At 33.7% G+C, this 23,848-nt stretch carries 18 protein-coding genes and 1 other annotated feature; of the genes, 17 read left to right on the top strand and 1 reads right to left on the bottom strand.

Annotated features, from left to right (window positions below; genetic code table 11):
* The first annotated feature begins 229 nt into the window (after window positions 1-229).
* The 10 genes from ACECE_RS0220000 (at window position 230) to ACECE_RS0219955 (ending at window position 13,155) form a co-directional block, all read left to right on the top strand.
* Window positions 230-1,387, top strand: coding sequence for a hypothetical protein (locus tag ACECE_RS0220000; RefSeq protein ID WP_010250455.1), 1,158 nt, complete (start codon window positions 230-232; stop codon window positions 1,385-1,387).
* Between the two features lie 245 nt (window positions 1,388-1,632).
* Window positions 1,633-3,330 (top strand): putative bifunctional diguanylate cyclase/phosphodiesterase, encoded by a 1,698-nt coding sequence (locus ACECE_RS28340; protein ID WP_010250453.1) that lies wholly within the window; start codon window positions 1,633-1,635, stop codon window positions 3,328-3,330.
* 344 nt (window positions 3,331-3,674) lie between these two features.
* Window positions 3,675-6,356: an endo-1,4-beta-xylanase gene (locus tag ACECE_RS30355; RefSeq protein WP_010250451.1), complete on the top strand. Its 2,682-nt coding sequence runs from the start codon at window positions 3,675-3,677 to the stop codon at window positions 6,354-6,356.
* Between the two features lie 264 nt (window positions 6,357-6,620).
* Entirely contained in the window at window positions 6,621-7,139 is a 519-nt protein-coding gene (locus ACECE_RS0219985) for a VanZ family protein (protein WP_010250449.1), read from the top strand.
* Between the two features lie 83 nt (window positions 7,140-7,222).
* Entirely contained in the window at window positions 7,223-8,164 is a 942-nt protein-coding gene (locus ACECE_RS0219980; protein WP_026073930.1) for a hypothetical protein, read from the top strand.
* A gap of 64 nt (window positions 8,165-8,228) precedes the next feature.
* A complete protein-coding gene (locus ACECE_RS0219975; protein ID WP_010250445.1) occupies window positions 8,229-9,962 on the top strand; it encodes a dockerin type I domain-containing protein in 1,734 nt (577 codons plus the stop codon).
* 203 nt (window positions 9,963-10,165) lie between these two features.
* Window positions 10,166-10,504, top strand: coding sequence for a hypothetical protein (locus ACECE_RS0219970; RefSeq protein ID WP_010250443.1), 339 nt, complete (start codon window positions 10,166-10,168; stop codon window positions 10,502-10,504).
* A gap of 116 nt (window positions 10,505-10,620) precedes the next feature.
* Window positions 10,621-10,872: a binding site (T-box leader), on the top strand.
* 52 nt (window positions 10,873-10,924) lie between these two features.
* On the top strand, window positions 10,925-12,307 hold the full coding sequence (locus tag ACECE_RS0219965) for a glycine--tRNA ligase (RefSeq protein ID WP_010250441.1): 1,383 nt from the start codon (window positions 10,925-10,927) through the stop codon (window positions 12,305-12,307).
* Window positions 12,308-12,376: 69 nt separating this feature from the next.
* A complete protein-coding gene (locus ACECE_RS0219960; protein ID WP_205410205.1) occupies window positions 12,377-12,670 on the top strand; it encodes a hypothetical protein in 294 nt (97 codons plus the stop codon).
* 41 nt (window positions 12,671-12,711) lie between these two features.
* Complete coding sequence (locus tag ACECE_RS0219955) at window positions 12,712-13,155, top strand: SMI1/KNR4 family protein (protein WP_010250437.1); 444 nt, start codon at window positions 12,712-12,714, stop codon at window positions 13,153-13,155.
* 264 nt (window positions 13,156-13,419) lie between these two features.
* On the opposite strand, the gene ACECE_RS0219950 is transcribed toward ACECE_RS0219955, so the two are convergent.
* Entirely contained in the window at window positions 13,420-13,698 is a 279-nt protein-coding gene (locus tag ACECE_RS0219950) for a hypothetical protein (RefSeq protein ID WP_010250434.1), read from the bottom strand.
* A gap of 255 nt (window positions 13,699-13,953) precedes the next feature.
* On the opposite strand from ACECE_RS0219950, the gene ACECE_RS0219945 reads away from it, so the two are divergent.
* From ACECE_RS0219945 to ACECE_RS0219915, 7 genes are all read left to right on the top strand, one after another.
* On the top strand, window positions 13,954-14,169 hold the full coding sequence (locus ACECE_RS0219945) for a helix-turn-helix domain-containing protein (protein WP_010250432.1): 216 nt from the start codon (window positions 13,954-13,956) through the stop codon (window positions 14,167-14,169).
* 80 nt (window positions 14,170-14,249) lie between these two features.
* Window positions 14,250-14,576 carry a GIY-YIG nuclease family protein gene (locus ACECE_RS0219940; protein WP_010250430.1) on the top strand — a complete coding sequence of 109 codons (327 nt, stop codon included), beginning with the start codon at window positions 14,250-14,252 and terminating at the stop codon, window positions 14,574-14,576.
* Between the two features lie 20 nt (window positions 14,577-14,596).
* Window positions 14,597-14,869: a DUF2087 domain-containing protein gene (locus ACECE_RS0219935; RefSeq protein ID WP_010250428.1), complete on the top strand. Its 273-nt coding sequence runs from the start codon at window positions 14,597-14,599 to the stop codon at window positions 14,867-14,869.
* 635 nt (window positions 14,870-15,504) lie between these two features.
* Entirely contained in the window at window positions 15,505-17,628 is a 2,124-nt protein-coding gene (locus ACECE_RS29695) for a dockerin type I domain-containing protein (RefSeq protein WP_010250427.1), read from the top strand.
* 161 nt (window positions 17,629-17,789) lie between these two features.
* On the top strand, window positions 17,790-18,053 hold the full coding sequence (locus ACECE_RS0219925; RefSeq protein WP_010250425.1) for a hypothetical protein: 264 nt from the start codon (window positions 17,790-17,792) through the stop codon (window positions 18,051-18,053).
* Window positions 18,054-18,197: 144 nt separating this feature from the next.
* The gene (locus ACECE_RS0219920; protein WP_010250423.1) at window positions 18,198-18,617 is read left to right on the top strand and encodes a hypothetical protein; all 420 of its coding nucleotides are present in this window, start codon (window positions 18,198-18,200) and stop codon (window positions 18,615-18,617) included.
* 88 nt (window positions 18,618-18,705) lie between these two features.
* Window positions 18,706-23,847, top strand: coding sequence for a DUF4132 domain-containing protein (locus ACECE_RS0219915; RefSeq protein ID WP_010250421.1), 5,142 nt, complete (start codon window positions 18,706-18,708; stop codon window positions 23,845-23,847).
* Window position 23,848 lies beyond the last annotated feature (1 nt).

Here is a 23,848-nt window from a genome sequence, read left to right as displayed (position 1 = left end):
AAAAAAGCATTTTGAATATAAATATTAATGCAAAAACGAAATTTCTCGGTAAGTAGCCGGGAAACTGGAAACATGATTTATATATGGCACTTTGAAATAGTGACATTTGTCATCTTACAATTCTTGTAATAATACTATATAATTATTTGTACACCAACATCGAAAAGGGGTTCTTTAGTTTATATCAAAAAAACTGGCTACTCAATAAATATAGAAAGGAATAATAATTATGGGTAATGAGAGGGGTAAGAAAGGGATAATTTATTTTATAATATTTGCTGTTATTCATTTCGCAATTATGATGATTTTAACAATACAAACTGAGCTTGGAATGAAAAATTATACCTGGGATATAATACCTACAGGTGGATATATATGCTACACAAAAGGAATTTTTATTGTATTACTTGGTATAGGGGTGAACTTTCTTTTCATAACCCGAGAAAGAGGCATTGTAAAGTTTATTATAGCAGCGCTTATAATGAATTTTCTTATTTGTCCTATTGTGTTACTACCGATAGAAGGAGCAGCTAAAGCATTTCAAATAAAAAGGTTAGAGAATTGGAAAATTGAAGGGGATGTTAAAATTGAAAATCAGTATAGAAAACTAAGTAGTAACAATGTAGAGTTGAAAAGTTATATAAATTTAGATCATATAATCGTTGATTGTTACGGAAAGGACCAAGGAGAGTACGGACTATATACTAACGATGATTGCTCTGAGGCTACATTATTTGTAAAGTTTCCTTCAAAAAAGAATTATATAAATAACCTAATCCCAATAACAAATGTAGATAAAAACCAAGATTTTAGCATTTATACGGGAGTTGATCCTCAACAATTAAAAGGAATAAAAGCAGTATTTTTTGGTTCGAAAGGGGATATCATCATAACGAAAAGTGATAATATCCAAATAAAAGAGTTTGCGTTTAAAATTGAAAACTTAGAAGATGCTCAATATATTTTTAATGTATTTACTGGTGAAGATTCTTGTTTAAATTGTAAGTTGCTTCAAAAATATAATAAAGAAAAATCACAAGAAGTAATTGAGAAGATACCCTATAATACAAGGGATGGGCTACCGACTGAGTTGATTATTGATAAAAAGACAGGCGACCTTTATATTGTTAATAGTTTGAAAAGTGGTAATATATTTTTCGTGAACACAGTAATAACCAATGATTGGTTCGAGTACAGAAGTAAAATATTTAATGATAAATGGGAGGAATTTCAAACACACGATTTGAGTACATATAAGCGAATCTTTGATGAAAAAGATAGAAAGATTTATGTAACTGTTAAAGTTGAAAGTAAGGCAACCCAAATAAAATACGAGATCCATTTGACGGATTCTGGTCAATTATCTGCTGAGAAGATTGGTGAATAAAACTAATTCAGAGTGGAGTAATTCTTAACCTATGTTGAAAAATGTTGAAAATCATAAAATTATCTTTTTTGCTGGATTTATTTGTCGTTCTATGTTAAAATTAAACAATATTATCAAATTACTTTAAGTGTTGACGTAATTTTGTTTTATCTATAGATTTATGCTTTTCTTTTATTAATTAATTATGATGCTGTATTATATAATTCCGTTAATATATTGATTACTTTATAAAATGTGAGGGATATATGGAAAACAATAAGTATGGCATTGACTCTAAAGAGAGCAGTGAAGTAAAGCCCAGTAAAAAAGGGATAAGAATACTGCCTTTGTTTTTTATGAGTGAAAAAATTTGCTGTATTAAATATGCACCGTTAATAATATCACTTATTTATTTGGCTTTCGGCTGTATGTGGATATTCTACTCAGATAATATTATAACCGGATATGCAGCAAATGACGTAAATACATTAAAGAATTTGCAGACATATAAAGGTTGGTTTTATGTATTATTTACTGCTGTTATGCTATATTTTATGATTAAAAGTCTTGTGAAAATTATTCAGATAAAAGAAGAGTCTAGAGAAAGAAGCTATAAAAAGCTGTTAGAGTCAGAAAATAAGCTAAAGAAAAGTATGAAGGAATTAAAGAAGTTTGCATATTATGATTTTTTAACAGGTCTTCCCAACAGAAGGTTTATGCTTGAAAAAATTGAAGATATACTAAAAACATCTAATAATATAAAGTTTTCGTTTCTATTTCTTGATCTGGATAATTTTAAAATGGTAAATGATATTATGGGGCATGATTATGGAGATCAGCTCTTAAAAAACATTGCCTCAGAGCTTAAAAACTGCATGGATGAAAGTGATATTGTCGGACGTCTTGGAGGCGATGAATTTCTAATACTCCTTAGTAATATATATTCTAAAGATACAATCGAAAATAAAGCAAAAAGTATTATGAATTTGTTTTCAAGGCAATGGAACATATGTGGAAAGGAGTTTTTTATAACTGCTAGTATTGGTATGGTCATATATCCTTTTGATGGTACGGATTTGCAAACATTATACAAGAATGCAGATACCGCAATGTATCAGGCCAAGGAGAAGGGTAAAAACTGCTTTTTGTTTTTTTGTCAGGATATGAATGATAAGGTCTCTGAAAAAATGGAAATGGAAAACAAGATAAGGAAAGCAATAAAGAATAGAGAGTTTGTGGTATACTACCAGCCTCAAATTGACATTGAAACAATGGAAATAAAGGGCGTTGAGGCGCTTGTGAGGTGGAACCATCCTACTGAGGGAATAATTCAGCCAGCAAAATTCATTCCAATAGCTGAAGCTTCAGGTCAAATTGTTGAAATCGATGAGTTTGTAATGCGGACAGCATGCAAGCAGTTAAAAGCTTGGATAGCTTCAGGTATTAAGACCATTACCATTTCTGTAAATCTGACAAGTAAAGACTTTTTGCATGAGAATTTTACAGTGGGATTAAATGAAATTATTAAAGATACAGGAATAGAGGCGAATTATCTTGAACTTGAAATAACCGAGAGCCTGGTTATGAAAGATCTGGATGTTGCTTTAGGTATATTGAAGAATTTAAAGGCAATTGGAGTGAAAATGTCCCTTGATGATTTTGGAACGGGATATTCTTCGCTAAATTATCTAAAAAAGCTGCCTATTGATACTATTAAAATTGATAAATCATTTATGAATGAAATTACCGAAGATTCAAAGGAAGAAGCAATAGCCGAGTCAATAATAGCTCTCGCACACAAGATGAATCTAACTGTTATAGCTGAGGGTATTGAAACAAAAAAACAGTTGGAGTTTATAAAGGAACATAAATGTGATAAAGCGCAAGGGTATTATTTCAGTAAGCCAATTCCCGTTGAAGAAATTGAAAAACTACTCTCATTTCCTTCCGTATATAAAAGTTAAATTGACACTAAAACAACAGGCACTGCCTCTAAATCAGCTCCATAATATCATGAATTTGCTAATTATAAAGCCATATCTATACACCTGTTTCACACCAATAAAAAAAATTTTAAAAAAATTATTATATTTCAGTACAAAAAATGAAATAATTTACGAACAATAAATAGAGGAAGATATTTTGCAAAATGAATAGACGATGAAAGTAAAATATTCTTTCCATTTTTGTGCTGATTTTTTTGTAATTTAAAAAGAAGGGCCACAATTATATTAGAAAATATATTTATTCTGAACCTTATTAATAAAAGGTTTGGAAGTAATAATTTAATTTTAAAGGAGGATTTATAATGTTTTGGGAAAAAGGTTTAAAAAAGGGGTTGTGTTTTATCCTGTCGAGCATCATGGTTTTTAGCATTCTGGCTACTGTTAATCTATCGGTATTTGCAGCTAGCGAGAAAGAATTCAAATCGCTTCCTTCTGAGTACAAAGTTACTAGTTCTAAGCAAGGTACTATTGAAAAGCTAAGTTACACTTGGGGTAGTGATACTAAAAACTTCTACGTCTATCTTCCTAACGGATATAACCAGTCGGATACTTCTAAAAAGTATAACGTTGTATATCTGATGCATGGTGGCGGCGAAGATGAGACATTATTATTCGGCGGACCAGGTCAGAACAAGGAATTAAAGGTAATAATCGATAATATGATTGCAAAGGGAGACATTGAACCAGCTATATTTGTTACACCTTCATTTTACAAGGGTAATAATGATGTGGCGACTTTCCATGAAGAATTGAGCAAAACAATTATTCCATTGGTTGAAACCAAATATAATACCTATTTAAAATCAAAAAGCACTGAGGATATGAAGGCTTCCAGAGATCACAGGGCATTTGGAGGATTTTCAATGGGTTCGGTATGTACCTGGTACACATATATTAACTGCCTTGAATATATCAAATATTATATGCCGTATAGCGGTGACTGTTGGGCAGTAACTGGGGGTGCCGGAACTACTGGAGCCTCACAAACAGCATCGTATCTGGCAAGCATTCCAAAGAAATATGGTTATAAAGCGCCACATGACTATAAGTTGTTCTGTGCTACAGGCAGTGAAGATATTGCATATCCCAATATGAAACCTCAGATGGATGAACTGAAAAAATTAACAGATACTTTCATATATTCAAACGATCCAATAGAAGGAAACTTCTATTTTATGGTGGCTAATGGTGGTACACATTGGTGGGGGTATGTTAATCAGTACATTTATAACATATTACCGGATTTATTTAAAGATACAACAACCGATACACCAATCAATACACCAACCAACACTTCAATTACATCTACTGCGACAAATGATCAGAGGTCTGCTTTTACAAAAATAGAAGTAGAGTCATATAACGATATTAATGCTGCAGAAATTGAAGAAATATCTACTGAAACCGGAAAAGGTTTAGGCTATATTTCCAATGGTGATTATTTAGTATATAAAAATGTTGACTTTGGTAGTGGAGCAACTTCATTCAAGGCACTTGTTGCAGATCAACTTACTACCAATATTGAATTAAGATTAAATAGTCCGTCTGGTACCCTTATAGGTACATTACCTGTAGCAGCTACAGGCGGTTGGAATACATATACAGAACAAACCTGTGATATAAGTGGAGTTACAGGGGTAAACGATTTGTATTTGGTGTTTACAGGTCCTGTAAATATTGATTGGTTTACATTTGCTGGAGGAAATAAACCAGTAACTTTAGGGGATTTAAACAGCGATGGAAACATCAATTCATTGGACTTGGCAGCTTTTAGATTACATTTGCTTGGTTTAACCTTACTTACAGGAACAAACCTTTCTAATGCTGATGTTGATGCAAATGGACAAGTAACCTCTATTGACTTTGCATATGAGAGACAATATTTATTAGGTATGATACCTTCTTTTCCTGGACAGGGTACAATACCAACAACAATACCTTCAACACCAACACCGTCAACGCCAACACCTTCAACACCAACGCCTGTTAAAACAACTCCACCAGCACCTCAAGGAACTTCCTTGTATCAATTAGCAGCAGCTAAGGGAATAACATTTGGTACATGTGTTAACAGTCAATGGTTCTATGGTCAAACAGGTTCAACTTATGAAAATATTCTCAAAAATGAATTTGGAATGGTTGTAGCTGAGAATGAAATGAAAGTTGATGCTATAGAGCCTTCACAAAATACTTTCAACTTTAGTAACGGCGATAAATTGGTTAACTTTGCTCAGAGTAACAATATGAAGGTTCGTGGGCATACTCTTCTATGGCATAATCAGCTTCCTAATTGGATGAGAAATTGGAGTGGAAGTCGTGATGGGCTGGTTTCAGCGATGAATAATCACATAACTAAGACTATGGATCATTTCAAAGGAAAAGTTGCAGAATGGGACGTTGTAAACGAAGCTTGTGACGATAGTGGTACTGGACTTAGAAAGAGTGTATGGACAAATATAATCGGAAATGATTTTATAGACATTGCATTCCAGACTGCAAGAAAAGCTGATCCTAATGCTCTTCTTTTCTACAATGATTATAATATAGAAGATATGAGCGCAAAGTCCAATACAGCATATAACATGATTAAAAGCATGAAGGATAGAGGAATTCCAATTGACGGAGTAGGCTTCCAATGCCACTTTATCAATGGAATGAGTTCTTCCCAGTTGTCAGCTATAGAACAGAATATCAAGAGATATGCAGCTATTGGAGTACAGGTATCAATTACAGAGCTTGATATTCGTATGAATGATTCAGAAAATCAAACTTCAGGGTTCAATACCCAGGCAAGCAATTACAAGTCATTAATGGAAATTGCTTTAAGAAACCCTAACGTTAAAACATTTGTGGTTTGGGGCTTTACCGATAAGTATTCATGGATTCCAGGGACTTTCCCGGGAACTGGAAGAGGTTTGATTTATGATAGTAATTTAAGTCCAAAACCAGCTTATACTTCATTAAAGGAAGCATTGATGAAATAATGATATTGTAAGCTATAATTAACTACTTGTATATTAAAAAGATCGCAAAAGAAGGAAAAAATCAGCTTCACTGAAAAGTTGAAGCTGATTTTTGTGTTCTATCGCTTATGATTTTTCGATCATCTCTGAAAGAAGATTAGGCTGGAAAAATGATATAAATTTTAAAGGAAGGTGATGAGTTATGATATTAATAAGTTGTGGTGGGAAGTAGATAATTATGGGATTATTTGATATAATTATATAAAACTAATGATGGAGATAAGTATGAATAAAAAGTTTTCATTTGTTTTAGTTACTATTATTGGAATACTGTATTTGATTTATACTCCGCTACAGAGCGGATTTGTAATGCATTTTGGGGAATTGGATTTTAGATTGGGACTTCTTGATATTTGTATTTCACTTACTAATAAACTTCATATTATTGGATTTGGAATTATGGCTATTTTTATGTTAAAGGCTTTAGATGGCAAGCCCAAAAAGTATTTGCTGACCTTTGTAAGTATAATTTCATTTTCAATTATTATCGAAATTACTCAAATATTTTTTACAGAAGGTCATTTTAGATTAAGGGACCTTATTTCCAATAGTGCAGGTATTTTGATTTCATTTGGTTTATACAGGCTGATTTATGAGAGATTCAAGAGTTTAAAAGGTATAAAACATGCTCTGATAAATTTAGTTCTTGTTATTTTTCAGATAGGGATTGCTTTGATTATTTATTATACTTTTAAGGAAATCAGTGTTTATATAGGAGGCGAAAACCTTAGAAAGTACTTATAATGTTTTTTTCAAATTTATAGTTTGGTGTTTATATCAAGCATAACACAATTTACCTTGAGTTTATTTGGGGAATGGAGGAGCGAATGAGTATGTTGCTTAAAGTGATTTTGATCTTGCTACTGGGTATTGCAGGGGTGTTTTGTTTGGGTGTCTTGTTAATACTAAATTTAGTAAAAATGAAGGCAAAACCTAAAATCGAGAGACTTGATTTATCTCCAATGCCTGAAGTGAGTGCTGATTTTTATAATGAATACAATCAAGTTCTGATATCAGAAGGGTTTGAGTTTGTAGGAGATTATTCATTAATTACGGATCCAGGAAAAGGCACTAAGATGAGAATATTTAGAAACCTGGAAGAAGGTATTGCGGTTAGCTTATATCAGCTTCAGAACGAGAATATGCGTAAGATGATGATTTCATTCGAAACGGAATTTGAAGATGGCTTTATTATGACAACAACTACATATAGGGAACCTTCAATATTTAAACATCAAAATAGAGCGGTTTACAGGCTGCCTGATTTAAATTGGACAGAGTTACTAAAATACCACAGGGAAAATCTGAACAATGAGAAGCAGAAAAGAAAAGTAGCATTGAGAAAGATGGGTGAGCGGGTAGAAGAAAGTACAATTCGATCATATCAGGAGGAATTGGAGGAACAAATAGGATACGGTATATTAAAATATGTAAAAAAGACAGATACTTATTACTTTACCCTCTATGGCGCTGTTAGAAGTATATTAAAAATCCTGGAGTTCTCCTTTTCAAAAGGTAATCAGACTAAAACTGGAAAGACTATGTTCGACACAAAATATAGGGTGAAAAACAAGAAGAAAGAACGGATCAAATCCTTTAATGTAATGGGATTTGTATTGCTGATTATGGGTTTATTTGCTTTCGGCAAAAGATATGAGAGTTCGGCAGCTTTTTATTTCAGGTTGATAACTGTCCTGCTTGGAAGTATAATTGTGGTTATAACCAGCATAATTCTGCGTAGTAAAGAATTTAAAGATGACTGGAAGTAGGTATTAGCTAATACCGGAACTATGGTTATATTTTGTTGAAGTATTATGTGAAGGGATATTTTATATGAAATCAGGAAAAGTTGTTTTAGCTGGAGTAATGTGTATTATTATGTTATTGTCATTTGGATTAATGGATGGACATGCTGCTGATGTGTATGGGCAAAATATTAAATGGAACCCAGGAATAGATGGAGGAATACCTCAAAAATCGATATCGGTTAATGTTAAAGATTTCGGTGCTAAGGGTGACGGTGTGACTGATGATTATGAGGCGTTTAACGAGGCTATAAAATCGGTAACTGCTGGAGAAGCGGTTTTTATACCTGAAGGAAATTACCTTATTAAGACAAAACTATCTTTTGACAAACCGGTTGTGTTGAGAGGTGAAGGGACTGAACGGACACATCTTCTTGTTGATCACAATTCCGATGCTTTTGAAATCATTACATACAAAAGAGGACAGTGGGTTAAAATTGAAGACGGTTTTACTAAGGGATCTACAAAGCTCACTGTTTCAAATCCGGAGCTTATAAAGCCCGGAATGTATATAGAAATACAGCAGGATAATGACCCGGAGGTTATGTACACAATTCCTGACTGGAATACCTCATGGGCATCTGGAGCTGTTGGTCAGATAGCGAAAATAGTTTCTGTTGAAGGAAGCACAGTTACAATAGATGAACCTTTGAGAATTGATTATAGAGCTGAGTTAAATCCGGTTGCCAGAACTCAGGGATTTGCTGAGTATGTGGGTTTTGAGGATTTTTCCGTAAAACGTATCGATACCAGTGACACTAATATGTTTTATTTTAAAAATGCAGCAAACTGTTGGATAAAAAATGTTCATAGTATGTTAGCACGAAAAGCCCATGTCAGTGTTACAACTGGATATCGTATTGAAGTCAGGGATAGTTTTTTTGAAGACGCCACCGACTGGGGCGGGGGAGGGCATGGATACGGAGTGGAGTTGGGATTCCATGTTACAGACTGTCTTGCGGAAAATAATATATTTAAGCATTTAAGACATTCAATGATGACACATATTGGGGCAAACGGAAACGTATTTGGATATAACTATTCAATCGAACCCTATCAGAATGAAGGCGGTACATGGACACCATGTGATATTTCAATTCATGGGCATTACGCTTATGCAAATTTATTTGAAGGAAATATTGTTCAGGAAGTTACGATTGGAGACTACTGGGGCCCAGCAGGACCGGGTAATACGTTTTTAAGAAATAGGATTGAAAAAGAAGGTATTACTGTGGAGGATTCGTCAAATTATCAGAACTTCATCGGAAATGAGCTGGTATCTGGGAATATTTTATGGGACACTGATTCACGCTATCCTCATAGAATAGATTCATCTACCTTTTTAAGACATGGCAATTATATGGAAGGCAACATAGAATGGGACTTAAATATTTCAGATAAAAGTTTCCCTAAGTCTTATTACATGAGTGATAAACCTAAGTTTTACAACTCTTTACATTGGCCATCAACAGGTTCAGATATTTTAGACGGTACAAATCCTGCAAGGGAAAGATATCTTGGGAATACAATACCTGACACTCAAATAACATATGGAGATGTGCACGGAGATGGAGCTGTAAACTCTATTGATTTTGGGGTTATGAGAATGTATCTTTTGGGTATGATAGATAAGTTTACATCCGAAAAATGTTTTGTTCAAGGCGATGTAAATGGAGATGGAAACGTCAATTCAATAGACTTTGGATTTATGAGAATGTTCCTTCTGGGTACGATTGATGAATTTCCTGCTAAAGAAAAATAGTAGTTCTATTATTGAATATGATGAAGATACCACCATAGCAATAAATGAAATGTAGTAGCCGCTGGTGTTAAAGAGGATATCCAATTGAATATTGAATGGAATAGTTTACAACAGACACCTAAATTTAAACCGCTAAAAGAAAGAAGTTTATATTGAAATAAAAGCTAAGGATAATATTTCTAATTAAATGGAAAAATGATATAATGGACAATATAAATTTTAAAGGAAGTGCTGTAATGGAAGATAAGATGTTTGAATTAATGACCAAGATGTATTCTGACATGACAACTAAATTTGATGCAATGGACAATAAAATAGATTCAATATCAACGGAAATTAAAGATATCAAAAGTGACATTAAAGGAATTAAAGGTGATATAGTAAGAATTGAAAATAAACTTGATAGCAATTCAAAAGCTCTATTTGATGGTTATAATCAGGTTTATGATAAAGTTGTAGTTGTAGAAAAAGCAGTAAATGACCTTTCATTAAAAGTAGAAAAGCAAGAAGTTGAGGTAAAAGTAATTAAAGGCAGTAAATAAGAAAAACGAATCTTATATCGTATCATATTCCTGCCCTGTAAGTAATTTTAAGAAACTTTCATAATTTTATTATTGACAGAAGTGTAAAAATTGTTTACCCTATTAAGTAACATAAACTAAAAGTTATGAAAAAGGATAGTATATATTGACTTGATTTCAGAGAGAAGATGGATGGTGCAAATCTTTATGACAGCAATATAGAAGGCGCTTTTGAACTGTGGATTGAAAGGATGTATTCCAAATAGATACCACCGGATATTCCCCCGTTATAAAGGAAACAGCATAAAGACTTTTCTCGTGCTGGTTGAGTGCAGATTCATCTGAATTTAGGTGGTACCACGGACTGTAAATATGAGTTCGCCCTAAGCAAAAAGCTTAGTGCGGACTTTTTATTTTCTATAAAAAAGGAGGTAAATTAATATGAAAACTGTGACTTTAGAAGAAATGGCGGCATATTGCAACCGATATGGATTTATATTTCAAGGAAGCGATATATATGGTGGCTTAGCAAACACTTGGGATTACGGTCCGCTAGGTACGAGGTTAAAAAACAATATAAAAGATGCTTGGAGATATTATTTTATTCAAATAAGAGATAACAGTTTTGAATTGGATTCAGACATTCTGATGAATCCTACTACCTGGGAGGCTAGTGGACATCTGGAAAGTTTCACTGATCCCCTGTTGGATTGTAAAGAATGTAAGACAAGACATCGTGCGGATATACTGATTAATGATTTTGATGAATCAGCAAATGCTGATGCAATGACTGAAGATGAGATGGTAAAATTCATAAAAGATAAAAAAGTACCATGCCCTAAATGTGGAAAATCTAATTTAACAGATATAAGAAAGTTTAATCTAATGTTTTCAACGCAATGCGGTAGTACACAGGAAACATCAAACACTATTTACCTTAGACCGGAAAATGCTCAGGGTGAATATGTTAATTTTTTAAATGTATTGCGTACAATGAGAACAAAGCTGCCCTTTAGCATTGGCCAGATAGGTAAGGCATTTCGTAACGAAATTACAAAAGGAAAATTTACATTTAGAACGATTGAATTTGAACAGATGGAATATCAAACATTTTGCAAGCAGGGTGATGATGAAGCCTTGTATGAGTATTTCAAGGATTATGGAATTAAATTCTTTGAATTCATTGGACTGTCTAAGGAGCATTTACAATTTCGAGATCATAAAAAACTTGCTCATTATGCAAAAGCAGCATGTGATATAGAATATTTGTTTCCATTTGGCTGGGGAGAAATTAATGGAACGCACAATAGGACTGATTTTGATTTGCAAAGACACCAGGAGTTTTCCGGAAAGAATATGGAGTATTTTGATACAGAGACAAATGAGAAGTATATTCCCTATGTAATTGAGTCAACCTATGGCCTGGATCGACTTGTGCTGGCCGTTTTGTTTGAGTCTCTTCTAGAAGAAGAGTTAGAAAACGGAGAAACAAGGCAGGTTTTGAAGATTAAGCCTTCGCTTGCGCCTATAAAGGTAAATGTACTGCCTCTTATCAAAAAACGTCATGCTGAAAAAGCACAGGAAATTTATAATGAATTGAAAAAGTATTTTATGGTTTCTTATGATGATGCTGGAAATATCGGAAAACGTTATCGCAGGGGAGATGCCATTGGAACACCGTATTCGGTTACGATAGATGATACAACACTAGATAACAACACAGTGACTGTACGCGAACGGAATACCATGCATCAGGTAACCATAACAGTTGACAAATTAAAGTGCTATTTACTTGAAAATATAGGCATAAGCCAATATGCTTGATATACTGTATAGGTAGGGGTTACAAAACATTGTAAGAGGCTAGGTGTTTTTTTGATAAACAATAAGAAAATGATTCAATGGATTGAGAGTGGAAAGCAATTTGGTAAAATTTTTTCATTTGAGAAGGATAAAAAAACTATATGGTCTTCTGTCGGCATTCAAAAATGGCAAAACGTGTATAAAGTTTATGTGGATGAAATTGAGGAAGAAAACATGAATGCTGAAAAATATCTAAGAGATGAAATTAAGAGATTTAATACGTTAGCGGACGCCTTACAATATATTGATGAGAATACTCAAATCAATCCTCTCGATTTAAAACCTTGTAAAGGACAAAAAGTATTTAATGCGGATTTTGAATAAATAAAATTACGCAATATATATAAGATTGGGAGGTAAGGTAAATGAAAGCTAATTTAGTTGACCAGATAAGACTGTTGAGAGATCAAGTTCCAGAGGCTTTTGGAAAACCTATTGAGGAAGTAAAAATTGTAGAAGCTGAAAAAACTTTAGGAGTTACCTTACCTGAAGAGTACAAGAGCTTTATAAAAGAGTTCGGATCAGGTGCAGTTGGTGAAGCTATTATTATTGGCCTTAGTGAAGCTAAGTTTGTAGAAACGCCATCATTTGTAGAAGAGAGTTTAAGATTCAGGGAAGAACTACCGGATGAGTATAAAAATATTGTAGTAATAGGTATTGATAATTCAGGGAATCCAGTAGGTTTTTTACCTGAAAGTCCAGTTGTATTTGTGTATGATTATGATTTTGGCGGAAGATATGATTTGGCAAAAGATTTCAACGAATACGTAGAAAAATCATTAAATAGAACATTAGACGTTGGGTTCTGAGTCAAAAAACTAATTTAAGAAGATTTTGATGGCAAAATGCTTCTTAAATTAAATGTGGAAAGGAGGGAATTAGAATGGATTTATAAATAGTAGTGACCCTTTCTAGTTAAAACGGACACTCCACAGTTAGAATATATTTGTTATTCTCAGTTTTTTAACTTTTATATAAAATTTCCGCATTTATTCCACGGTCCTCTTGACAACAAGCCTCTAACGGCATTGCGATGGAGTTTTAGAAGTCGACAGGGTAATTAGGTTTTATATTTATTTTTGATTAACAGGATATTTATTAAATAAATTCAAAATGTCTTTACCTTTATTAAATTGTATTAAATCATTACATTTATAGAGTAAAGCCACTGTTTTTTTACAAGCATTTTCCCAGTTTAATTTAACATTTTGGAATTGTTCTAGCGTATTGGCCTCAGTTATTCCTTTACCCAAAATAGACATTTCCTCAAAACTTTTCAAAGTTTGATAAGTCCCAAATTTACTATTATCACCTTTCCCTTGTTCGTCTGCGTAACTGCATAAAGCAAACATTTCTAAGCGAGAGGCATTATTTGGGTCTATGTCATTAATAGGAATTTTATAAATAGATGTTTTACCCCCATAGTTTGTTTCTATTTGAATAATTGGATTTTGCGAAGTTGAATTTTCAGCATATTTAGCTTTTATGCCCCAAAATATATTTGCGTTAGGGTCTTATATCATTGCCAATCCAATGATATAACTCTACGGAGCGTTTATTGGAAAGTTTGCGAACAAGAGGTACAATTATTTTGTGGAGGGGAAACCATGCAAAACGATAAAGTCGGTAACATTATCCGTAAAACACGTTTAGAACAAAAAATGACGCAAAAACAGCTTGCAGATAAATTAGATATCAGTGATAAAGCTATTTCAAAATGGGAACGTGGATCTGGCAATCCGGACATATCTTTAATTTTAAAGCTTTCAGATATTTTGGGCATTGATGTTCGGGAATTGTTAAAGGCTTATGAAAAACCATGAGCAATTCCTCAAAAACGAGCGCCGATTTAAGTATTATGTAATTCAAATTTAAATTATTTTAGATGGATGGTGAAAAATAAATGGAAAAACTCTCAAAAAAAGCGCTGAAAGAGCAGTATAAAAATAGAACAGTAATTGGTGGGGTGTACTGTATTAAGTGTAATAGTAATCTTTGGATTCGAGCAACAAAAAACATGCAAGGTTCGAAGAATCGTTTTGCATTCTCAGTGTTGAATAATTATTGTCCTGAAACGTGCATGATTGAATCATGGAATCAGTTTGGGGCATCTAATTTTACCTTTGAAATACTTGAGGAATTAGAAAAGAAGGAGACACAAACAGATCGTGAATTTTCAGATGACGTAAATACTTTGTTGGAAATATGGACTGAAAAGTTAAAAAGCTAACGGAAGGGAGAAAAACAAATTTGGGACCCAAAATTGAAATAAGTAGATTTCTTGATGATTCCGGAAAAATCAAGCAGTTATCTCAAAAGAAAACCTTCAGAGTTGCAACGCTCTGCTATTTGGCAGAAAAATTTGAAGCAAACCGCAATTATACTGAAAAAGAGGTAAATGCTATCTGTGAAGAATGGCATACTTTCAAAGATTATTTTATACTCAGGCGAGAACTTGTTGATAATGGATTATTATGCCGTGATGCAAAAGGTTCTTGTTATTGGAGGCCTATACCAAAATAGTACCAGGGGGCATATCACAAGCAAACCTGCTAAGTAAAAAATTTAAAGATGACTAGAAGTAGGTTGAATTAACATATACTCACAACTACAACCTAAAAATTCAATCATTAATATACAGAAATATGACCAAAGTAATGTTTTGCCAAAAAATGTTATTACTTTGGTCATATTTTAATTATCTCATCTAAGGTGTAGAATTGAATGGAGAACCTTGGAAATATTTTGATAAGTAGAAACTTACCGTTTTTACACCCATTCTATGGTAGTGTATTAAGCGAGAAGATTTTAATTTATAACTGTTTTTTGTAAACCTAATAGAATTTTAATATATAAATTAAGTCATACAAATTCGCTGATGCAAGCCGAATCAACACTAGTTCGGTTCCTCGGAGAAACCTTCCCAAATAATTAATTCTACTACCTTCAAAACAAAACGAAACTAATATTAAGCACTATATTTATGTAGAAATTTAGCAACTGTAAGATGATCTTTGTAATTAATATATCAAAAACAAATTCTCCAGGATTATTTTTTATTTTGGGTGTGTGAGTAAAATTCTAAAGAAGGGAGGGATTTAAAGAAAAAACCTGGATGAATTTGAAAATAAACAAAATAATTTAAGGGAGGGTTATTAATGAAAAATTACTTTCGTAAAGCAAAAAAATGTGTCTCATTTTTAGGCGTATCTTTAATGCTCTTTAGCTCTGCTACTTGTGTCAATAGTTTCGCAGCTGTTGGTGATCAACAAGAGATTGGATCAAACCTGGTTTATAGTGAAAAAGGACTGATTGGAGATATTAATGGAGATGGTAGTTTTAACTCAATCGATTTGGCTAATTTAAGGGGATATATGCTCGGATTGCCAATGTATTCACATATAAAAGATATGCTTTGGCAATGTGATGTTGATGGAGACGGATTTATTAATTCATTAGATTATGGATATATGAGAAAAGCACTTTTATATAACGAAAAGCTCCCGAAAGAGAAGTTATTTGCACCTCCAGTAGTTGCCAAATCAAAAACATCTATGCCTTCGGTTAAAGCAACTGAGGGTGTCATCATAACGGACTTTGCCACTGGGTATCATCATACACTGGCTCTAAAAAGTGATGGCACTGTAGTTTCTTGGGGATATGATAGCGTAGGTGAGTGTCAAGTCCCCGCCGGACTAAAAGATGTAATAGATATTTCAGCAGGTTATGCACATTCGTTAGCACTTAAGAAAGATGGTACAGTTGTTGCATGGGGAGACAATAAATTTAACGAGTGCAGTGTGCCGGCAGGGTTATCTAATGTCAAAGCAATCGCAGCAGGACACAATATTTCTGCTGCATTAAAAGAAGATGGTACAGTTGTTATGTGGGGAGAAGACGATTTCAATTTGCAAAATATCCCCTCTAATTTGAAGGATGTTAAATCTATTTCTGCCTGCATGTTAACAATAGTAGCTTTAAAAGAAGACGGAACAATAGTATCATGGGGAGAACAGTTTAATCTTAATGAATTGACGGGTGAAACAGAAATTGAGTATGGCAGCAGTTGGGTTCCTGCACCTGAAGGATTGACAAATGTAACTGAAATTGCGACAGGTAGCATTTGGGCTGCTGCACTTAAGGATGACGGCACGGTTGTATGTTGGGGTGATCAATGGTTCTGCAACAACTATTTAAAAGACTTATCTGGTATAAAGGCTATTTCTGGAGGATTGAATCATTTGAGTGCAATTAAGGAAGATGGTTCAGTTATAACTGTTGGTTTTAATACTAATAAACAATGCGCTGTCCCTGAAGGGTTACCAAAAGTAGCTGCCATTTTTGCAGGAGGTGACCGTACTCTAGCTGTAACAGAAGATGCACAGGTAATCGGATGGGGAGACAATAGTTTTTGGCAGAATCAGCTTTTCCCTGACCTGACAAATGTGAAGGAAGTATCATTAGGCGGTATTGCTGCTGCTCTTAAGAAAGACGGAAGTGTAGTCGCGTGGGGTAACAACCCTGGTGCACCAACAGAATATCTACCTGATGCTTTTGATTCAAATATTAAAAAGATTTCTTCTCAATATGCTAATTTAGCAGCTATAAAAGAAGATGGTTCTGTATTAGTGTGGGGAAGCAACTCCTATGGTCAGTGCGATATTCCTGAAAAAGCCATAAAAGCTACGGACATTGCTATGGGAAGAGAATTTGTACTTGCTATAGATGAGGATGGGACTGTTGTAGCATGGGGTAACAATGAATTTGGTCAATGTGATGTACCTGCTGGATTAAATAGTGTAAAAGCAGTTGCTGCCGGATATGACTTTTCTGTAGCACTAAAATCAGACGGTACTGTTGTTGCCTGGGGAAATGTGGCAGGTCATGAAATATCTGTACCTGAAGGGTTGTCAAATGTAGTTTCAATATCTGCTGGTTTTAATCATATCTTAGCATTGAAAGAAGACGGCACTGTTGTTGCATTTGGCACTAATATGTTTGGATCATGCGATGTTCCAGAAGGATTGACAGATGTGGTATCAGTTTCAGCAGGGTCAGACAATTCTATTGTTTTAAAAAGCGATGGCACTATTGTTGCATGGGGAGATGACTATGGCAATCAATGCACCAATTTACAAGGCTTAAAGGGAGTTAAGACACTATCGTCAAATGGAACATTTACAGGAGTAATAATGAATAACGGTACACTATATATTTATGGATCTACTAATTTAACCTACAGAAATATATGGGCTCAAACAGATACTAAACCTGAAAATTAAGAAGATCTAAATTTGTTTTACATTAAAAGGGGCTGATGCACTATTTACCTAGTGTACCGGCTCCTTTATGTATAATCCGTAAAAAAATTAAGGATAATGTTTCTAAATAAATGGAAAAATGATATAATAGGGGCATGATTTTTTAAAAGGAAGTGTTTTAAATGGAAGAAAAGATGTTTGAATTAATGACCAAAATGTATTCTGAATTTTCTGACAAATTTGATACGATCGACAAAAGATTTATTGAAGTAAGGAACGATATTGTTCGCCTTGAGAATAAGCTGGACAACAATTCAAAAGCTCTCTTTGACGGTTATAAACAAACATATGAGGAAGTCAAGGAAGTTAAAAATATGGTCACAGAACTTTCAGCTAAAGTTGAAAAACAAGAAGTTGAAATAAAAGTAATTAAAGGTGGTAAATGACCTAAACCAAGTTAATATCAACCAAGATCACACAACAACAGAATGCATATATAGCCATCCAAAACGGATGGCTACTATTTTTGAAGTGCATTTAGTAAACTGTGTAATATTGAGAAATATTTAAGAAATCAGGTGTTGTAAGATATGAAGATAAAAATTAACATCAAAAAAATATCAAAAAGAAATAATTTGATACAAAGTATAACATATGATTATCCTATCTGTCCTGATACAGTAGATGTATTGATAGAAGAGACGGTAAAGCTGTGCATAAAGGATTATGAGGAAAGACAGGAAAACTCCGAGATAATAAAGGTTTTGACCATGGATGACATAGAGGATAGTTCCTTGAGTGGAAAAGTATCCTTTGGGAGAAATTACGGGGATAATAAACCTGATTTAGAAAAGGCAGTTACCAACGCAAAACAGAGTTTTCAAGACGGGATAGTTGTAATATTTATAGATGGAGTTCAGATGAAGAACTTAGAGGATAATATAGTGCTTTGTGAGGATAGCGAAATAACTTTTGTTAAAATGACAATGCTAAGCGGTAGAATGTGGTGAGAAAACTTTCTGTTGTTCGCCATCCAAACTTGGATTCTACGCATGCTAAGCGGTAGAATGTGGTGAGAAAACCAAGGGGATAAGGAAAGTGAGGAAAAACATGAAATACGATTATAATACCAGAGGAAAGCTTGTTGATAGTTTTAACGCTTTGTGGGGTAAAAAGCTTACTGTACTCTCTAGTGATATTAAGGTTTTTGCGCAAGATTTAGAAAAGTATTTTCAGCACAGCAATGATAGTAAAGGTAAGGTTGAGGAAGCTTTAAGAGAATTTCAGAGAGGTGGATATGATAATCCCAGCCAGTACATGAAAAAGAATCACCAAGAACTTGTTGACCTGTATGTACCCAAAGAATTTCATGAAGATTTTTATTACATAATCGATAAGTTTAATCAGTTTCCCTATTCCAGAGGAATGGAAAGAAGAACAGTAAGGACTAAGAAATATGGGGTATTTGCTAATGATGTATTCAGACTTTTGTATGATTACAAGGTATTTGATTTCTATGGATGTTCAATGGAAGATTTTCTTCTGAATAAGCTTCCTGATGAGAAGTTGGATTATAAAAATAATCCCTTATATACATTTAATGCATTCCATATTGATGATATGATTGCAGCAAGAATAGATAATAAAGATGAAAAGGCTATAGGCGCAATTAGGGATATAATCTTGAGTGATAACAATACAGCAGTTGTAACTGTTGATATTATATGTGGAATTGTAAAAAGTTCTGATAAGGATTTGCATAAGCTTTTAGGTGATTTTTTGCTTGCAGCAAGGCTTCAGGAAGGTGTGAGGCAAGCTATATGTGAAAATGCGGACTGTGGAACTACTGAAGGGTTTCTGACCATATTTGACGTTATCGTTGATAATAATCTTGTTAGGTTTGCTGCTGTTAAGAGAGCACTTGCTACCTGGACAGGCTTATATGATACTCAGAATATGGATAGAATTACAGACAAGATTTTAAAGAATATGAAGCTTGCACTAAGAGACAGGCAAAAGGCTTATGAGTTTACCGAAAGCAATGATAGTATTGAGATTATAATTGGACTTTGGTCAATTGGATTTTATGATGTGGAAGCAGCAATTAGTGTTATGGAAGGCTATCTAGAGAATGGCACAAGAAATCAACTCCTTACTATGTCATATTACAATAGAGCTCTAGCGTATAAAGATTTTTCCGATAGATCTGCAATAAAGGTAGTAGAGAAGTATAGTGATGATTATGAAATGCTTGCAGCATTTATACCCACGTATCTTGACGGTGTTGAAGACTATGCTTATAAAGTAGTAAACAGGCAGAATAACATAGACAAGGACAATAAAACCTACTTAAAAGTTCCAGTTACGTATTTATATAAGGATGAAGATGAAGCCTACAGGCATTATGAAATCCTTAAGAACATATATGAGAGCATGCAAAAAAAGAAATTGGAGTTTTCACCTTGTATTTTTCCATGGTATAGCGTTTGTATTTCCCAAACACAACTGATTGTCAGGATGTGTTTAACTGCCTATTCACTTGAAGATAATTCTTTAATAGACTATATAGTCCAGCAAATACCCAATATAGAGGTTAATGGTAATTATTCTTCAAACAGGAGTTTATATGTTGAAATATTACTAAATTCACCAAAGACTGATATTCAAAGAGATATGCTTGTGAGATTTGTAGCAGATAAGGAATCTATGACTAGAAACAACGCTTATGAAATTATCAAGAATATCCCACTAGAGGACAGGCATTATATTATGCTGGAGGAGTATCTGAAATATAAGACAAGCGATATGAGGCAGAATGTTATTAATTTGTTGGTAAGACAAGAGGGTGATAAGCTGATTTCTTGTGCAACAAGGCTTGTTCAGTCCGGTAAGGAAGAAATGAGAATGGGAGGACTTACATTAATTAGTGAAGCAAAAAATAAAGAAAGTAAGAAAGAAAATAATAAAAGCTTTGTTGACCTGTTGATTAATGTCGCGTCAAAGATAGAGGACCCTTCTGAGAAGGAACAGATATTGATTGATGAAATTACAGGTAAAGGCTGTGGGGATAAGATATTAAATACTGAAGGATATGGTCTTTATAACCCACATGAGTCTTTTGATATTCCTGATATGAAAGCTAATAAAAATAAGATTGATGAATATTTTAATGTTCCTAAAAAGACCATTGATGACATTCTCAATAAACTTGTAAAATATTTAGATGATAACAGTTTGCTAGAGTATAAAACCGCTTACGGAGACGAACGTCTACTTGGAAATGGTTTAAGCATGACTAATTATGGTGATACACTTCCCTTGGAAGATAAATATCCATTTAAAGAATTGTGGAAAGTTTTTTTTGAGAAAGAAATATCCCATATTAAAATTTTGAATAATATTCGACTGGCCATATGCCATAATGATGAGAAAATAGAAAATCAGGATACTTATAGTAAATACGAAAAGATGATATTTGGAAATAGTATTCCGGATTATGAAATACCCAATAAAAAATATAGTGGGCAAAATAGATATGACAATTTCATTGATACAATATTAATGATTATGCTCAGTATTTATGATAATAATGAGCTTCGTCCGGTTGCAAAAGAGATAATCTTATATATAATTAAGGAATTTCCGGAAGACGCATTATGGTACAAAAAAGTCAGGGATGATAGATATTATTACATTTCTGATCCAGAAGATAAGGCATTTGTTTCATCATGGAAGATGAAGATGATAATAAATGCAATTAGAAAATGTGATAACGAGGAAGAGTTTAAGGAAAAGTTTTTCTTGTTCTATCTGCTGGATAATAAATTCAGGTTTAATGATAAAAACAAACACAATGAATCCTATTATTCAAGTTCTGTTAACAGTGGATTTCTGAGTATTACTGATTATATTAAAGCATATACTATGAAGCTAATTCCTATAGATATTGTATATAAGGCAGCTTTTGAAGATATAGGACTGAGCACTTCGTTGGAACATTTATCAATGTTATTTCAGGATAAGCTGACTTCCTATGCAAAGAATGTATTTCAGGAGTTTATAGTTAATGATGAATTAGACAAGGAGAGTCAGTTTTATATTGCAGGAGTTAAGGTTTATAACAATATAGTTAATAAGGTATTGGATGTTGAATTAAATAGAGGAGATTTGCCCACTGTATTTACAAACAGTATTGGTAAGATTAAGCGTATATATGGATTGGACAGGTTTGTTCAGATACTTAAGGCTCTCGGAAAAGATAAGCTTGACAGGAAATCTTATTATGGATCTTGTGGAACCGGGAAGGTAGAATGCCTGAGTCATCTGCTTCAGGTATGTTATCCCGGTGATGGCGATGATGCATATAAATTGGCAGCGAAGATCAAATCTTCAGGTATAAACGAACATAGATTAATTGAGACTGCTATGTATGCTCCCCAATGGATTGACATTATAGAAAAATATCTTGGATATGAAGGTTTAAAGAGTGGATGCTATTATTTTATGGCACACATGAATGAGCAATTTGATGATAGGAAAAAAGCTGTTATTGCTAAGTTTACCCCATTGTCCCAAGAGGAATTAAACAATGGTGCTTTTGATGTAAATTGGTTTGATGAAGCGTATAAGCTTTTAGGAGAGGATTTATTCAATAAGTTATATGATGGGGCAAAATATATATCCGATGGAAGTAAGCATTCAAGAGCAAGAAAATATGCTGATGCTGCATTAGGAAAAATAGAAGTACAGGATTTGGAAAAGCAGATAAATGACAAACGTAATAAGGATTTGCTTATGAGTTATGGAATTGTTCCAATTACTGATAAAAAAGATATGTTAAGTAGATATGAGTATATTCAGAATTTCTTAAAGGAGAGCAAACAGTTTGGAGGTCAGAGAAGAGCAAGTGAAGCATTAGCAGTAGATATGGCACTTAAGAATCTTGCAACAAAGTCAGGTTTTTCTGATGTTACAAGATTGACATTGGCAATGGAAACAGAACTTGTAAAGGCTTATAGTAAATTTTTTGATGGGTATGAAGTTGAAGGAGTAAATATAAAGCTTAGCATAAGTGAAACAGGTCAGACAGAAATTGTTTTATGCAAGAATGGAAAAGAACTTAAGTCAATTCCCAGTGCATTAAAGAAAAATGAATATGTTGTTAAGATAATGGAAGTGAATAAGAAGCTTAAAGAGCAGTATAGAAGGACAGTGAGGATGTTTGAGCAGGCAATGGAAGACAGGGAAGTATATAGCTTTGAAGAATTAAAGAATCTATGTGAGAATCCTGTGGCTGCTGCTGTTGTCAAAGCTTTGGTTTTTGTAACGGATAGTACTTTTGAAGATAAAATATTTGGATTTGTTAGCAATGGTGGTTTAGCTGATTATGAGGGTAAAGAAAAGACAATACCAGCAGAAACTATGCTTCGTGTTGCACATCCATATGATATGTATAAGGCAAAATGTTGGACTGAATATCAGAAATATATTTATTCAGGGGTTTCAGAAGGAAGAGGAATTAAGCAGCCTTTTAAGCAGGTATTCAGAGAGTTATATGTTAAGCTTGAAGAAGAAAAAGATAAACATTCTTCAAAAATGTTTGCCGGTAACCAGATTCAGCCTAACAAAACAGTTTCGTGTTTGAAAGGCAGGAGATGGATAGCCGATTATGAAGAGGGCCTTCAAAAGATATATTATAATGAAAATATAATTGCAAGAATATATGCACTTGCAGATTGGTTTTCCCCTAGTGAAGCAGAAGCTCCGACCCTTGAATGGGTAGAATTCTCCGATAGAAAAACTTTTAAAACTATTGAAATAGAAAATGTTCCAGACATTATATATTCAGAAGTTATGAGGGATGTTGATCTTGCAGTTAGTGTAGCACATGCCGGGGGTGTTGATCCGGAGACAAGTCATTCTACAGTCCAGATGAGAAAGGTAATAGTAGAATTTAATCTACCTTTGTTTAGAATCGACAATGTTTCTTTTGAAGGTAATCACGCCATTGTAAAAGGTATTAATGGTACTTACAGCATACATCTAGGAAGTGGAGTTATTCATAAACTTGGAGGCCATCAGATTAATGTACTTCCGGTACATTCACAGAGTAGGGGCAAGTTATTCCTGCCATTTATTGATGATGACCCTAAGACAGCAGAGATTATGTCCAAGATTGTACTCTTTGCAAATGATAATAAGATAAAGGATCCTTACATATTGAACCAATTGGTTAAATAGG

This window comes from Acetivibrio cellulolyticus CD2, assembly GCF_000179595.2.
GTDB classification, from domain to species: Bacteria; Bacillota; Clostridia; order Acetivibrionales; family Acetivibrionaceae; genus Acetivibrio; species Acetivibrio cellulolyticus.
The sequence above is the reverse complement of the archived record's forward strand: the minus strand, read 5'-3'. Positions and strand labels throughout refer to the sequence as shown.